The sequence below is a fragment of the Xanthomonas sp. 3058 genome (genome assembly GCF_014199765.1).
Lineage (GTDB): Bacteria > Pseudomonadota > Gammaproteobacteria > Xanthomonadales > Xanthomonadaceae > Xanthomonas > Xanthomonas campestris_B.
On record NZ_JACHOF010000018.1, the window covers coordinates 64,831 to 78,952 of the forward strand.

At 63.9% G+C, this 14,122-nt stretch carries 11 protein-coding genes and 2 pseudogenes; 3 read left to right on the plus strand and 10 right to left on the minus strand.

Going from position 1 to position 14,122, the window contains the following annotated elements; translation table 11 throughout:
- The 3 genes from GGR61_RS17320 to hisS all read right to left on the minus strand — a co-directional run bounded on the left by GGR61_RS17320 (nt 1) and on the right by hisS (nt 2,255).
- Complete coding sequence (locus tag GGR61_RS17320) at nt 1-327, minus strand: YerC/YecD family TrpR-related protein (protein ID WP_184409015.1); 327 nt, start codon at nt 325-327, stop codon at nt 1-3.
- 195 nt (nt 328-522) lie between these two features.
- Complete coding sequence (locus tag GGR61_RS17325; RefSeq protein WP_184622924.1) at nt 523-819, minus strand: hypothetical protein; 297 nt, start codon at nt 817-819, stop codon at nt 523-525.
- A complete protein-coding gene (gene hisS / locus GGR61_RS17330; RefSeq protein WP_184622926.1) occupies nt 819-2,255 on the minus strand; it encodes a histidine--tRNA ligase in 1,437 nt (478 codons plus the stop codon). The genes GGR61_RS17325 and hisS overlap by 1 nt, the downstream gene beginning before the upstream one ends.
- Nucleotides 2,256-2,500: 245 nt before the next feature.
- Here hisS and GGR61_RS17335 point away from each other — a divergent pair, with 245 nt between their 5' ends.
- Nucleotides 2,501-3,124: a helix-turn-helix domain-containing protein gene (locus GGR61_RS17335; RefSeq protein WP_184622928.1), complete on the plus strand. Its 624-nt coding sequence runs from the start codon at nt 2,501-2,503 to the stop codon at nt 3,122-3,124.
- A gap of 761 nt (nt 3,125-3,885) precedes the next feature.
- On the opposite strand, the gene GGR61_RS17340 is transcribed toward GGR61_RS17335, so the two are convergent.
- On the minus strand, nt 3,886-4,632 hold the full coding sequence (locus tag GGR61_RS17340; RefSeq protein ID WP_184408975.1) for a murein L,D-transpeptidase catalytic domain family protein: 747 nt from the start codon (nt 4,630-4,632) through the stop codon (nt 3,886-3,888).
- 103 nt (nt 4,633-4,735) lie between these two features.
- Entirely contained in the window at nt 4,736-6,040 is a 1,305-nt protein-coding gene (thrC, locus tag GGR61_RS17345) for a threonine synthase (protein WP_184622930.1), read from the minus strand.
- 158 nt (nt 6,041-6,198) lie between these two features.
- On the opposite strand from thrC, the gene GGR61_RS17350 reads away from it, so the two are divergent.
- Nucleotides 6,199-6,513, plus strand: a complete 315-nt coding sequence (locus GGR61_RS17350; protein WP_184408977.1) for an EthD family reductase — start codon at nt 6,199-6,201, stop codon at nt 6,511-6,513.
- A 74-nt stretch (nt 6,514-6,587) separates the two neighbouring features.
- Here GGR61_RS17350 and GGR61_RS17355 read toward each other — a convergent pair whose 3' ends face one another.
- The 4 genes and pseudogenes from GGR61_RS17355 to GGR61_RS17370 all read right to left on the minus strand — a co-directional run.
- Entirely contained in the window at nt 6,588-7,517 is a 930-nt protein-coding gene (locus tag GGR61_RS17355; protein WP_184622937.1) for a homoserine kinase, read from the minus strand.
- 80 nt (nt 7,518-7,597) lie between these two features.
- Nucleotides 7,598-10,105, minus strand: a complete 2,508-nt coding sequence (gene thrA / locus GGR61_RS17360) for a bifunctional aspartate kinase/homoserine dehydrogenase I (RefSeq protein WP_184622932.1) — start codon at nt 10,103-10,105, stop codon at nt 7,598-7,600.
- Nucleotides 10,106-10,630: 525 nt separating this feature from the next.
- A complete protein-coding gene (locus GGR61_RS17365; RefSeq protein WP_184622939.1) occupies nt 10,631-11,131 on the minus strand; it encodes a TspO/MBR family protein in 501 nt (166 codons plus the stop codon).
- A 314-nt stretch (nt 11,132-11,445) separates the two neighbouring features.
- Nucleotides 11,446-11,979: pseudogene (locus tag GGR61_RS17370) on the minus strand (hemagglutinin repeat-containing protein); the annotation flags it as partial.
- 270 nt (nt 11,980-12,249) lie between these two features.
- Here GGR61_RS17370 and GGR61_RS21260 point away from each other — a divergent pair.
- Nucleotides 12,250-12,658 (plus strand): annotated as a pseudogene (locus tag GGR61_RS21260) (SymE family type I addiction module toxin).
- Between the two features lie 93 nt (nt 12,659-12,751).
- Here GGR61_RS21260 and GGR61_RS17375 read toward each other — a convergent pair.
- Complete coding sequence (locus tag GGR61_RS17375; protein WP_184622934.1) at nt 12,752-13,042, minus strand: hypothetical protein; 291 nt, start codon at nt 13,040-13,042, stop codon at nt 12,752-12,754.
- Between the last annotated feature and the right edge of the window lie 1,080 nt (nt 13,043-14,122).

Sequence of the window (14,122 nt, forward strand, 5' to 3'; positions counted from 1 at the left end):
TCAGTGGGAATCGACAGGGCGCGCGGCTTGCTCGCGCAGGGCCGCGGCATAGCCGCCGGCGCCGTGTTCCAGCGTGCGCGCGACGCGCCCGATGGTGGTGACGCTGACCTGGGTCAGCTCATGGATCTCGCGGTATGGCACGCCCTTGATCAGCAACGGCACCACTCGCCAGCGGTCGGACATGGCCTCCAGCTCGGCAGGCGTGCACAGATCGCGCAGAAAAGCCTCGACTGCGCCAGGCTCTTTCAGGCACGCCAGGGCATCGGCGAGCATCTTGAGGGAGGCGGCGACATCGGTGGTTTCGCGGGGGGCAGGTCGTTGTTTCATTGCGTTAATGTAATAGCGTGTTAGTACATTAACGCAAGCGGGCAGAATTGTCACCCGCTTGGGATCTCGGGAATCGAGGGCGTTAAGGCTGATGCGATGCGCCGACTTCTGCGAAACCGAAGCTGCCAGCGCGACGATCACAATGATGAGCTGACTCAGCCGGACTTCGAGCAGCAACTCAGCCGCTGCGCTGTCTTACGAAGCGCCATGCTGCTTAGGGGCAGCGGGAGCCCACACTACATGCCAGGACACTGCCTCACTTTTCAGGGGGGCTAGCGGCGCCTTGTCGATCTCCCATCGATGACAGATCACCAACAAGGATTCGACCGTCGCGGGATCAACCGGCCAGGTCAATTCCAGATGCAACTGGCACCCCCTGCCCCTGACACCGGCGTAGGCCGGCAAGGCTGCGAGCCAGCTGAAAAATTGCTCCTCGTCTTGCTGCGCGAAGAACACCGGCCCGTCCAGCACGATTTCGATCGAGTCACGCATCAACCGGAGCGAACGGCACCCGGCACCAGCATCGCCTTGGCCTGCTCCAGCTCAACCTGCAGCGTGCTCGCCAACTCTTCGCGCGGCACATCGAACTGCTGCTCACGCACAAGATCCTTCACCGCCACCACGCCGCGCGCCAGCTCGTCGTCGCCGGCCAGCACCACGAAGCGGATGCCCGCACGCGCGGCGTACTGGAACTGCTTGCCGACCTTCTTCGGCTCCATCTGCACCTCGGTGTTGATGCCACCGATGCGTAGCCGGCGCGCGATATCCAGCGCGTCGTCCAGGCGTGATTCGTCCATCAGCGCAACCATCGCGTGCACGCTGCTCTCGGCGATGCCCTGGATCAGGCCAGCCTCGCGCAGCTGCCAGAACAGCCGGGTCAGGCCGATCGAGATGCCGACGCCCGGCAATTTGGACTTGGTGTAGTGGCTGGCCAGGCTTTCGTAGCGGCCGCCCGAACAGATCGAGCCGATCTGCGGGTGATCGGTCAGCGTGGTCTCGTAAACGGTGCCGGTGTAGTAATCCAAACCGCGCGCGATGGAGAAATTCAGGCAGTACGCGCTTTCCGGCACGCCCAGCGCCTTGACCAGTTCCAGCACTTCGCGCAGTTCGGCAATGCCCTCGCCCAGCGTCGCACTGGCACCGACCGAGGCTTCCAGCGCCTGCAGCTGCGCCAGCGCATCGGCATGGCCGTCCGAACGCACCGCCACGAACGCCAGGATCTTGTCGACCTGCTCGGCGGCGATGCCGAAGCCCTCGCCCACCAGCGTATCGCGCACGTAATCGGCACCGCGCTTGTCGATCTTGTCGACCTCGCGCAGCACCGCCAGCTGCAGTTCGCCCTCGGCCACGCCCAGGCTTTCGAAGAACCCGCGCAGCAGCTTGCGGTTGTTCAACTGCACCTTGAACGCGCCAATGCCCAGCTCGGCGAACACCGCGTGGATCACCGCCAGCACTTCGGCGTCGTAGCGGATGCTCAACGCATCCTTGCCGATCACGTCGATGTCGCACTGATAGAACTCGCGGAAACGCCCGCGCTGCGCACGCTCGCCGCGGTACACGCGCTGCATCTGGTAGCGGCGGAACGGGAAGCTCAACTCGTGCTCGTGCTCGGCCACATAGCGCGCCAGCGGCACGGTGAGGTCGAAGCGCAACGCCAGTTCCGGCAGGCCACCGCTCTCTGTGCCCTCGTCGGCGGCGGCAGCCGCATTGGCCAGCGCGCCGGTGGACTGCACGAAGTACACCTGGCGCTCGGTTTCGCCGCCGGATTTGGTCAACAGCACGTCGGACAGCTCGAACACCGGGGTTTCGACCGGCAGGAACCCGAACCGCTCGTAATTGCGGCGGATGACGTCCAGCATGCGCTGGAACGCGATCTGCTCGCGCGGCAGCAATTCCATGATGCCGGGCGGCGTACGGGGCTTGATCACGAGCGAAACTCCTGCAGGGCAATGTGGCGAACGCGCAATTCTACCGGCTGCCGGCCGCGCTGACCGCATGGCGTATCATTCACACGCGTCCTAGCAGTGCGTGGCCCATGTATCGGCAGCTTCCAGATCCCAGCGCGACCTGCGCGGCGCCAAGCGCCGTGTCGGGCAACGACAGGCGCAATTCCGACTGTGCGCAATGCGCGGTACGCGGCCGGGCCATCTGCGCGGCGTTGTCGGCGCAGGAAATGGACGCGCTGGATCAGGCCATCCACGCCCAGACCTACGCCCCAGGCAGCACCCTGGTGCGCACGGGCGAGACCCGCCATCACGTCTACACCGTCACCTCCGGCGCCCTGCGCATGGTGCGCACGCTGCCCGACGGGCGCCGCCAGATCACCGGCTTCGTGCTGCCCGGCGACTACGTCGGGCTGACCGAAACGCCGCAGCACCGCCACGATATCGAAGCCATCGTCGCCAGCCGGGTGTGTCGCACACCGATGGCGCAGATGCGCCAGTTACGCGAGCGCTACCCCCAGCTGGAACGCAAGCTGTTCCAGCGCGCCAGCATGGAACTGGCCGCCGCGCAGGACACCGGCCTGCTGTTGGCGCGCCTGCAACCGAGCGAACGGCTGGCGCATTTCCTGCTGCGCCTGGCCGCCCGCTCCACCCAGCCCGGCGCGACCGGCGACACCGTGGCGCTACCGATGAGCCGCAGCGATATCGCCGACCATCTCGGGCTGACCGTGGAAACGGTGAGCCGCACCTTCACCAAACTCAAGCAGCAGCGACTGATTGCGTTGCCGCAGCTCCATCTGGTGCAGGTTCTGGATTACGCGGCACTGCGTCGCCTTGCCGGCGATACCGTCTGAAGTGTCGCGGTTAAGAGCAGCTAACAAAACCTGGCGAGCGAGCGCCTGTCAGTGAGTGCAGTGGTTCTGTCGGTCGTATCTTGGTGGATGCAGTCAGAAGTCCAGATCAAACACTGAGTGGGTCGAATGCGCGGTGCCCTCACCGCTGGCGGGACACGCCGTGAACCCGTCCCTGGGGGCTCGGTGGCGGCATCCATGCCGCCACACGGTCCCGCAAGCGGCGAGGACACCGCACCAGAGACTCCGCTGGTTGCTGTGTTTAAACCCATGCATGCCGACCATCTCGACTGGTCCTTGCCCGTCCAGCGTCGCGGGACCTTACGCGGCATGGATGCCGCGTAAGCGCTTACAAGGACGTACTTGCAGCGTGTCCCGCGACGCTGGGCGGGCAAGGGCCCTGCAACCAGGCCGCAGATAGCCGGCCTGCAGTAGGCTGACGCGAAGTCGTTTTGTTAGCCGCTCTAAGTCGCAACGCTACCCCACGAAGGCGTGCGAGGAGTTACCAGACTGGCCTGCACTGCCTGAAAGTTTCATGTGCTGCGCACCTGCCAACATATAAGGAGGCTTGCGACGTTTTGCCGGCCGTTCCAAAGTTGCTGCAGCGGCCAGAGGTCGATCGGCATCTGCGCAGCGACAGCGACAGCTGCGGTGCCCCTATCGCACGCCATCTAACGGCACTGCATCGTTCAGCCACCGACGTGCGCGCAGGCCGGCGAGCGTATCCACTGCAAGCGAGTCGCAGGCTGCTGACGCCCTGCCGATCAGTGCCCGCCCACATTCGCCCCCGCCATCGACGCCCCGCAGCCACCGCCCAGCAGCCGCGATTGACGCAGCCAGGCGCGGTCCGGGTAATAGGCAAACACGAACGCGCCGTCGCGCAAGGTATCGATCAACTGCCTGGCCACCGCCGGACGCACCGCCGGGCAGCCCAGACTGCGGCCAAGCCGGCCCTGGCTGCGGATCACTGCCTCGCTGACGTAGGGCGCACCGTGGATCACGATTGCGCGGTCGCGCGCATGGTCGTTGAAACCGGGTTCCAGGCCTTTCAGCCGCAGCGAATACCCGTTCTGCCCGATGTAGGACTCCTGCGCGGTGAATGCGCCGAGGCTGGACTGGAAACTGCCATCGTCGTTGGAAAACTTCGCCGCCAGGTTGGTGCCGGTGTTGCGCCCGTGCGCCACCCATTCCCGAAACAGCAAGCGCTGGCGTGCCAGGTCGAACACCCACAGGCGGCGCTCGGTCGACGGCCGGCTGTAGTCGATCACGCTGAGCACGCGCTCGGCGCCAACCTGCTGACGCTGTCGCGCGCATTGCAGCGCCTCGGTCGCCAACGCCAGCACGCGACGATCCAGCGACGGCGCCTGCCGCGCCAAGGCATCGACCAGACCCACGCGCGTCGCGCTCCATGGCGACACGCGGGAAGTAGACAGGGCGTCGGCCGCACTGGCCGTTCCAGCCGCTGCCCACCCGAACAACGCGGCGGCAACGGCAATCACTCGATAAGACATGCAACAACCCACATCGGAAGCGGCGCCACGGCGGGAACCGCACCCCTTAGAAATAGCCCCATGGGCGGCACATTCCAACCCCGAGTCGCTGAACGCGTTGGGTTTAGCCCGCATCCACCAGCAGACGCTGCCGGAAGGCGGCATAGTCCGGTGGCAACGTTTCGGCATGTGCTGGCCGCTGCAATAGCGCGGCCAGCGCCGGCGGAACCTCGACATCGCGCCCGATCAACGGCTCCACCACCCCCTCGAACTTGGCCGGATGGGCGGTGGCCGCCACCGCCCAGTCGCCGGTGCCGCCATCGGCCCCTTCGGCGCGCAGCTGCTCCAGCACATGCACTGCGGTGGCGGTGTGCGGACAATGCACCTCGCCGTAGCGCGCATAGCGCTGCTGGATGGTGTGGCTGATGGCCGCATCGTCCACCGACAACGCACGGAATGCCTCACGCAGCACGGCATCGTCGCCCTGGTAGAGCCAGCGCAGCCGTTCGAAATTGCTCGGCGCCCCCACGTCCATCGCATTGGCCACGGTGGCCACGCTGGGCTGCGGCGCGTAATCGTCGCCGGCAAAATAATCCGGCAGCACGTGGTTGGCATTGGACGCCAGCGCGATGCGGCCCAGCGGTACGCCGAGCGCACGCGCCAGGATCGCCGCCAGCCCGTTGCCCAGATTGCCGGTGGGCACCACCAGATTCAGCGCGGCGCCCGCGCCGGCATGGTGCTGCAGGGCGGCATGCGCGTAATAGCTCATTTGCGGCAGCAGGCGGCCCAGGCTGATGCTGTTGGCCGAACTCAGCGGTACCTGCGCCTGCAGGCCGGCATCGTTCAAGGCCTGCTTGACCATCGCCTGGCAATCGTCGAACGAGCCGGCCACGCGCAAGGCCTGGATGTTGTCGCCGAAACAGCCCAGCTGATGCGCCTGGCGCGGCGACACGCGGCCGTCCGGATACAGCACCACCACGCGCAAGCCGGGCTGGCGATGGAATGCCGCAGCGACGGCCGCGCCGGTATCGCCGGAGGTGGCGACCAGGATGGTCAGCGGCCGGTCTTCGGCACGGCGCAGGCGGATCAGGCACGCCGCGAGAAAGCGCGCACCGAAATCCTTGAACGCGGCAGTGGGCCCGTGGAACAGCTCCAGCGCATAATCGCCGGGCGTACCCAATGGCACCAACGGCGCCGGGAAATCGAACGCATCGGCACAGATCGCCGGCAGTTCGTCCGCCAGTGCATCGCCATCGAAGAACGGCTGCAACAATGCGACGGCGGTGTGGGCCAGCGTGGTGCCGGCAGTCATCGTCCGTGCCGGTGGCAGGGTCTGCGGCACGTACAGTCCGCCATCGGGGGCCAGGCCGGCGGCAATCGCCTGGCTCAGGCTTGCGGCAGGTGCGCCACCGCGGGTGGAGATAAACATCAGCGTGACTCCAGGCAAGAACAGGACCGGGCATTACCCGGCAATGAAATGGTCGAGGGAATGGGCATGGTTGGCGCGGTCGCTGCGTTCCGCCGAATGGTCCCCTGCATGCGCTGGCGCGGCGCTATGCTGCGCGCACCTTTCCGTGGAGTCGGCAGATGATCAAGGTCAGCGTGATGTATCCCTACCGCGAAGGTGCCCGTTTCGACCACAGCTACTACCGCGACCAGCACATGCCGCTGGTGGCCGCGCGCATGGGTGCGGCCTGCCTGCGTTACACCGTGGACAAGGGACTCAGCGGCGGCGAGCCCGGCAGCACGCCGGCCTTCATCGGCATGTGCCATCTCTTTTGCGATTCGGTGGAAGCCTTCAACGGCAGCTTCGGCCCGCACGCGACGGAGATCCTGGGCGACATCGCCAACTACACCGACCTGAGCCCGGTGATGCAGATCAGCGAGGTCGTCGTCGAGTGAGGGACTTGCCGCGTGTTGCGTGGTCCACACGCCGCACGTGGCATCCTGCCGAACTGGGACATGCAGATGCCGGCTCATTCGATCAGCCGTGCGGCCGGGCTGGCGATCGGCGACACCCAGCACTGGCTATCGAACCCGGCAGCGGCAAAGGCAGCCTGCACTGCAGGCGCAGCGGCTTGCGCAGCGGCGCGCGTTTCGAACCATGCGAACACGCTGGGGCCAGCACCGGAAATGCTCGCACCCATCGCGTCATGCTCCAGCGCAGCCTGTTTGGCGGCTGCGAAGCCGGTGATCAGCGGCGCACGGCGCGGCTCGACCAGCACATCGCGCAAGCCGGCGCGCACCAGCCCGGCATCGCCGGCATGGCAGCCCGCCAGCACCAACGCAAGATTGGTGCTCTGCGCGACAAACTCGCGCAATTGATAATCGCCGGCCAGGGCTTCGCGCGCGCGGCGGGTTTCCAGCACCGCGTCCGGATGCACCAGCAGGCTGTGCCACGCGGCCGGCACACTGATCGGCACCAGCCGCTCCAGCGTGCACAGCACCAGCCCGCCTAAAAACAGCGGCCCCAGGTTGTCGCCATGTCGGCTACCGCTGGCGACAGCTTCGCCGTCGAGCGCATGCTGATACAGCTGCGTCGTGCTTAGCGGCGTGTCTAGCAGCGCGTTTGCCGCCACTAATGCGGCCACACATGAGGCTGCCGAGCCCCCCATGCCTGAGCTCAACGCGATGCCCTTGTCGATCTCCACTTCAAAGCCGTAAGGCAGCTTCAGTGCTGCGCGCAGCGACATCAAGGCTGCGCCGGCGGTGTTGCGCTCGGCATCCAGCGGCAAGGCCACCGTGGTGCCGCGAATGGCGGCGATGCGGACCACCGGCGCATCGATGCGACGCACCGTGACCGTATCGCCCACGCCGTCGATGGGATAACCGAGCAGATCGAATCCTACTGCCACATTCGCCACCGAAGCCGGTGCGAATGCGCGTGCTTCGTGCAGGCCCTGCATTGCGGTCGCCACGTGGTCCGCTTCGCTTGTTTGATCTGGCGCCGTTTGATTTACAGCCGCCTGGTTTGCAACCGCCTGACTCACAATCGCGCCCCCTCGCCCGCCGCCACCCGCAGCAGATCGGCAAAGACACCGGCCGCAGTGACTTCCGGCCCGGCCCCCGGCCCCTGCACCACCAGCGGGTTTTCGCAGTAACGCCGCGTGGTGAACTGCACCACGTTGTCGGTCAAACGCAGATTGGCGAACGCATGATCGGCCGGCAACTCGACCAGGCCCACGCTGGGTGCGCTGTCGGGCGGCAGCTGCGCGACATACCGCAGCACATTGCCACGTGCACGTGCATCGGCCAGGCGCTGCGCGAACGTGGCATCCACCTCATGCAGGCGCGCCATGAAATCCTGAACGCTGGCCTGACGCAGCGCCTCGGGCACCAGGCTCTCGACCTGCACATCTTCCAGGCTGATCGCGCGCCCCGCTTCACGCGCCAGGATCACCAGCTTGCGCGCCACATCCACGCCGGACAGATCGTCGCGCGGGTCCGGCTCGGTATAGCCCATCCCGCGCGCCTGGGTCACCAGTTCGGCGAACGGCACGCTACCGTCGTACTTGTTGAACAACCATGCCAGCGTGCCGGAAAAGATGCCTTCGATCGAAGTCACCGCATCGCCGGTATCGACCAGATCGCGCAGCGTGGTGATCACCGGCAGCCCTGCGCCAACCGTGGCCTCGTAACGGAAGCGTGCGCCGCTGGCATCGGCCGCCGCACGGATCGCCTGATACCGCTGCAACGGGCCGGAGCCGGCCTGTTTGTTCGGCGTCACCACATGGATGCCGGCGGCCAACCAATCCGCATAGCGATCGGCCACTTCAGCGCTGCCGCTGCAATCGATGATCACCGTATGCGGCAGATGCGCGGACAGCAGATGCGTGGTGAACCGCTCCAGATCGGTCGCGGTGGCTGCAGACGCGAAGGCATCGCGCCAGTTGCCCACCAGACCGCGCTCGTCGAGCAGCATGCGGCCACGCGACACCACTGCGCGCAAGCGCAGGTCGATGTTGGCCTTGCCCAGCAACTGCGGCTGCGCAATGCGCAACTGATCCAGCAGCGCTGCGCCGACGTTCCCCGGACCGATCACGCCCACCGAGAACGTCTGCGGCGACAACCAGAAGCCTGCATGCGCCGCACGCAAGGCCTTGGTCGCATGTGCCGCGTCGATGGCCACCGAGATATTGCGCTCCGACGAGCCCTGCGCGATCGCCAGGATATTGACCTGCGCACGCCCCAACGACTCGAACAACCGCGCCGCCACACCCGGCTGCCCGGCCATGCCATCGCCCACTGCCGCCAGCACGCTGATGCCCGTGGTCAGTTGCACGCGTTGCACCTGGCCGACCGTGAGTTCGTGCGCAAACGCCTGCAACAGCGCATTGCGCGCACGCTCGGATTCATGCTGTTTGACCACGCAGCAGATCGAATGCTCCGACGAGCCCTGCGAGATCATCACCACCGACACCTGCGCCACGCGCAGCGCCGCGAACACGCGCTCGGCCGTGCCCGGCACGCCGATCAGCCCGGTGCCTTCCAGGTTGAGCACCGCCAGATCCGGACTCAGCGTCAGTCCCTTGATCGGCCCGCTCACCTTGCTGCTGGCGGTGATGCGCGTGCCCGGATGTTCCGGCTGGAAGGTGTTGCGGATGATGATAGGCAGGCCGCGCTCGATCGCTGGCGACATGGTCTGCGGATGCACCACCTTCGCGCCGAAATACGCCAGCTCGCAGGCCTCGTCGTAGCTCAAGGTTTCCAGCTGCACCGCTTCGGGCACCACGCGCGGGTCCGCCGAGAGCACGCCATCCACGTCGGTCCAGATATGCAGCTCATCGGCATCGAACAAGGCGGCGAAGATCGCACCGGAATAATCGCTGCCGTTGCGCCCCAGCGTGGTGATGCGGTCGGCGCGATCGCGCGCTACGAAGCCGGTGACCACCACGCGCGTTTGCGGATGCGCCTGGCGCCAGGTTGCAAGCCGCTGCGCGCTGACGTCCCAATCCACATCAACGCCGAGTTCGCCGCGGTTGACTACCAGCACATCGCGCGCATCCAGCACCGCGCAATCTTCGCCAAGCGCGCGGAAGTGATCACCCAGCAGCTGCGCCGAATACACCTCGCCCAGGCCTTGCACGCGGTCGAGCACCTCACGCGGCAACTCGCCGATCACCGCCAAAGCGCCGAGGATTTGCGACAGATGCTCGAAGCGCTCGTCCAGCCATTCCACTGTCGGCCCGGAATGCTCGCCCAGCAGGGCCACCGCCGCACCGCGATGGCGCGCCCGCGTTTCATGCCAGCGCTCGCGCCATTCGGGGCGGTTCTGTGCGGCCAGCTCGGCCAATTCGATCAAGGCATCGGTAACCCCCTTCATCGCCGAGACTACGGTGACCTGCACCGACTCGTCGCGTGCCAGCAACAACTGCGCCACATGCCGGTAGCGCTCGGCATCGGCCACCGACGTGCCGCCGAATTTATGCACGACGGTGCGTGCGGAAGATGCGGCAACAGCGGCGGGTTCGAGCAAAACAACAGGCGATGACATCGACAGACCTCGTTAGGGAGGCCCCGTCCGCATCAGATGAGGGAGGAAAGCCCCCGCATCCTGATCCGGGTGCGGGGCCGTTGTTTTCGGAAGTTACGCGAAGACGACGGGCCGCACCGGGCGAATGGTGACGGTGGTAATGGTGGTGGTAATGCCGGCCACGCCCGCACCCGGCCGCAGTAGCGGCTGCGGCTGACAGGTAAGCGAGGCGGTGGCGAAGGCGTTAGGCATGTGTGCAAAAGACATCACCGGGCCGAAGGCTGTCAAGCACTACGTATTCCGTCAGCCCTGCGTGACCGCGCACCTATACAGAAAGCCTTGCAGGACAAAGATTTAAGCAAGGCCGCCCCAACCGATTGATTGCTATGGAAACTTTTAATGCGCAAGGCCAAGCGGTGCTTGCGCAGCATCCTGTAGCGAGGACCTGGTGACAGACGCGGTTGGATTCGGCGAATTCCGCCTAGCGGCCGCGCCCACCTTGCGCCGAACGCAAAGCGTATCAGCCACTTTTGATCTATACAGCCCTTAGCCAAGCACCCGCGGATTGAGCTGCCACACCGAATAGTTCAACGCCGCCGCAAAACTCACCCATAGCAGATACGGAACCAACAACCACGCAGCAATCCGCTGCCACTTGGCGAATGCTGCGATTGTCAGCACCAACGCCACCCACAGCGCCACGATATCGACAAACGCCCAGGCGCCCATGTGCCAGGCAAAGAACAACCAACTCCACAACCCGTTCAACGCCAACTGCAGTACGAACAGACCCAGCGCCCCACGCGCACTGCTCCATCCGCCGCGGCGCCAGACCAGCCACACCGATATCGCCATCATCCCGTACAGCACAGTCCACACCGGCCCGAATAACCATCCCGGCGGTGCCCAGTCCGGCCGCTGCAAGCCGGCGTAGAAGGTCGCTGCTTGGATCGATGCAGTCGCTCCCAGGGCCGCCACCAGATAGCACAGCACCAACCACCCCAGGAGTCCAAACCACTGCGATTTCTTCGTCATCGAACTCTCCAACCAAGAGCAGAAAGTGCGGACGCGACGCGACGGCATCTAACTGATGCCCGGAACGATGCCACATCGCATGTCCAGGCAATGAAAACAGTGCTGCGTCCAGCCTTAGGGCTGTGCAGGTAACAAACCGTAGAGTGAACTAGAGCGTCTGGGAGCCAAGCAGCTTGCGTGATCGCGCGCATGTATTGACGGACAATTATGTGCATTTGCTAATCACGGCGGATGGTCCGGTCGTTACCGGCGGTCAACTACAGGCTGTCGCCGGTGCTGATATTGGTGCGCGTGGCGACCTTGCCGTCCAGGCCGGTGGGCGGGGTCAACGAGAGGTTGTTGCCCGCCTGCAGTGCGGCGCTGCCGCCGGCGCTGATGGTCACGCCATGCAATTGCAGGTCGTTGCCTGCAGACATCACCAGATCCTTGCCGGTGGTCACCGACACCGCATCGCCGCCGCGCAGCAGGCCGTTGTCGTCGCGCAACGCGCTGGGCGTGAGGCTGAGGTTATTGCCCGCAATCAATGCTGCGCTGCCATCGGCCTGCACGCGGGTACCGGTCAACGTCATGTCATTGCCGGCGAATAGTTGCAGAGTGTTGCTGGCGCTGATGCCGGACAGAATGCCGACGCCGTTGATGGCCTTGGATGCTTCGCTGACCGGGTTGTTGCCAGCCACCAGCGCCACATCGCGCCCCTGGAACTGGCCCTGGTTGAGCAGGTCGTTACGGGCTTCCAGCGATACAGCGCCAGTGCCGCTGATGCGGCCCTGGTTGAGCAGGTTGCCTGCGGTGATGCTGACATCGGCGCCTGCGATGACGCCCTGGTTGCTCATGGAATTGGTGGCGTTGAGCTCGACGTTGCGAAGCCATTGACATGGCTCGTACCCGGTAGCAATCTCTTGCTCCAAGGAGCGTAGAAACTCCTCACGTAGCGGTACCCACCTCCGTCAAACCAGTGGATTTTTTGTGCCTGCACTTCGCAGGCGCAACCGACGCGATGTCTGCGTCGGGAGGGCGGCTAATACAACACCCTTCGGGGAAATACGCCCGCCGGCTACGTGCGGTTTCTAACCTCCCGACATTCCGCCGCTGATCGGAGACGGCGCCTGTTCGCGACGGCGGGCTTTGCCATGCGTCAACCGCCATCTCGCACCACCACGCGCAAGCGCGCAAAGCGTCAACCACCCCGCGACGCGGTCTGGCGCATCAAAAAGTCGCCGCACACTCCGATGCCTACCCCCAAAGAAATCGAGGTCGCCAACGCCGCCGACCTTGTCAAACAACAGCGCGCAAAGCGTCGCCCGCGCGCGCCGCAGCAGCTAACCGTCGGCTACGGCTACTACCCCGCCAGCGATCGACGCGCTCCCACGCTACGCCTGCGCGGTGCTGGCTGGAACAATTGGCTTTGCCACCGGGACCAAACTGAATGTCCGTATGCGCAATGGCGAACTGGTCGTAGTGTGGCTGACCTCGGCTGAGTTGGCAGTTTCGCTTTGTCAGCTTTATTTAACAGTTCCACAAGCACCACGTCGCCAATGAATCAGGCTGACCGCTCAAGTCCTGGTCAACAGATCAAGACGAAGACAGCGCCATGCGCAGTTATTGGATAGCGACAGACGCATGAGCCACCACTCAAATTTTGGAACCAGTCATTAAAGCTGCAAATCTCCTTAACTCACCGTCAACCAAATCTCGCTGATCCGGGGAAAGAAGCACGTTCATTTCTTGGGCTCCAGAAACGCAATCGACAAGATCAAGCCCAACCCATCCCAAGGACCAAAATTCTATTGTCCCCAGCTTGTTAAAACCTTGGATTTCTACTCGCTGGAGATCCCCGAAATCACCATTACTGAAATTACTTAATTCAAATTCGCAACCATTGAGAGATGTCAACAGATCTTCTTTAAACCAACTCATATTCATGACTAATTTCCCTTCATATCGACAATCTTAACATTACCAACCTTCGGAAGCTCTTCACCACCCTGTTTTCCAAGCATGAATTTTTGCGATTTACTAGCATCTGGCCCAAGCATCTTGAACCACCCCTGCTTCCCACCCTGAACAAGACTGTCAACGGGAACATCAAACTCCACGTAAAGAGAACCGCTAGGTGCAGTAGCCCTAAAGTCGCCAGCACCGTTGACAGAAATGTATGTCTGCCCTCCGCCCCCCTGAACTACGCGATTAGTAGATTGCATCGCCTCTAATTCAACCGATGACATCCAACGCCCAACTCTCGTTACATTGACGCCATCAACCCTAGTGACCTCGCCAAGATTGAGCGCCGAAGGTGCTATTTTCGTCGAAGGTACCCGCCCAAATGCAATCGCGATCTGCTCTGCAGTTGAGCTGTCGCTGCTAACGGGGTCAGATTCACTTCCTCCGCAAATTGCAGTCTACGGCGTCAGCTCTTGCGAGGTTCCCTGCACATTAGCGCCGACGTCTGGTTGCGAGTCTTGTGCGACGGCCAGATTTGCACGCATTGAACTTGCCGGTGTCCCGCAGCACATCGTGCAGCCCGGGAACAACGCTTGCCATGCTTTCTTGATGATGGCGATCGACTGCGCTATCTGCACCTGATGCATGAGGCCCTGCACGCCACAGGCTGCCAGCTGGATGCTTACGTATTGATGGACAACCAGGTGCACCCGCTAGTCACGCTCTGCAGCGAGACCAATCGGGCAACTGATGCAACGGCTTGGGGAAAACTACGTAGCATTGTGCAATGGCCGCCATGGCCCACTGGTACGCTATGGGAAGAGCAGCACAAAGCATGTCTTGTGGAGAGTGCGGACTACGTCCTTCGCTGCTATCGCTACATTGCACTCAATTCTGTACGTGGTCGCCTGACCGACAACCCGGCAGAGTATCGCTGGGCCAGATGCTTAGCTAACCTAGCCAGCGCAGGGTAATCCCCCCGCAGATCAGCAGGGGCAAGAAGTGGAATTTTCTCGTAACCTTTCTCGAGGAGATTTCCATGAAGACATCACGCTTCACCGA

Bases quoted from the DNA above. Each gene is read 5' to 3' on its own strand.
- GGR61_RS17355 (WP_184622937.1), bottom strand. From the start codon at position 7,517: ATGCAGGGCCTGCACGAAGCACGCGCATTCGCACCGGCTTCGGTGGCG.
- GGR61_RS17335 (WP_184622928.1), top strand. From the start codon at position 2,501: ATGGACGCGCTGGATCAGGCCATCCACGCCCAGACCTACGCCCCAGGC.
- thrC (WP_184622930.1), bottom strand. From the start codon at position 6,040: ATGTTTATCTCCACCCGCGGTGGCGCACCTGCCGCAAGCCTGAGCCAG.
- GGR61_RS17320 (WP_184409015.1), bottom strand. From the start codon at position 327: ATGAAACAACGACCTGCCCCCCGCGAAACCACCGATGTCGCCGCCTCC.
- thrA (WP_184622932.1), bottom strand. From the start codon at position 10,105: ATGTCATCGCCTGTTGTTTTGCTCGAACCCGCCGCTGTTGCCGCATCT.
- GGR61_RS17340 (WP_184408975.1), bottom strand. From the start codon at position 4,632: ATGTCTTATCGAGTGATTGCCGTTGCCGCCGCGTTGTTCGGGTGGGCA.
- GGR61_RS17375 (WP_184622934.1), bottom strand. From the start codon at position 13,042: ATGAATATGAGTTGGTTTAAAGAAGATCTGTTGACATCTCTCAATGGT.
- GGR61_RS17325 (WP_184622924.1), bottom strand. From the start codon at position 819: ATGCGTGACTCGATCGAAATCGTGCTGGACGGGCCGGTGTTCTTCGCG.
- GGR61_RS17350 (WP_184408977.1), top strand. From the start codon at position 6,199: ATGATCAAGGTCAGCGTGATGTATCCCTACCGCGAAGGTGCCCGTTTC.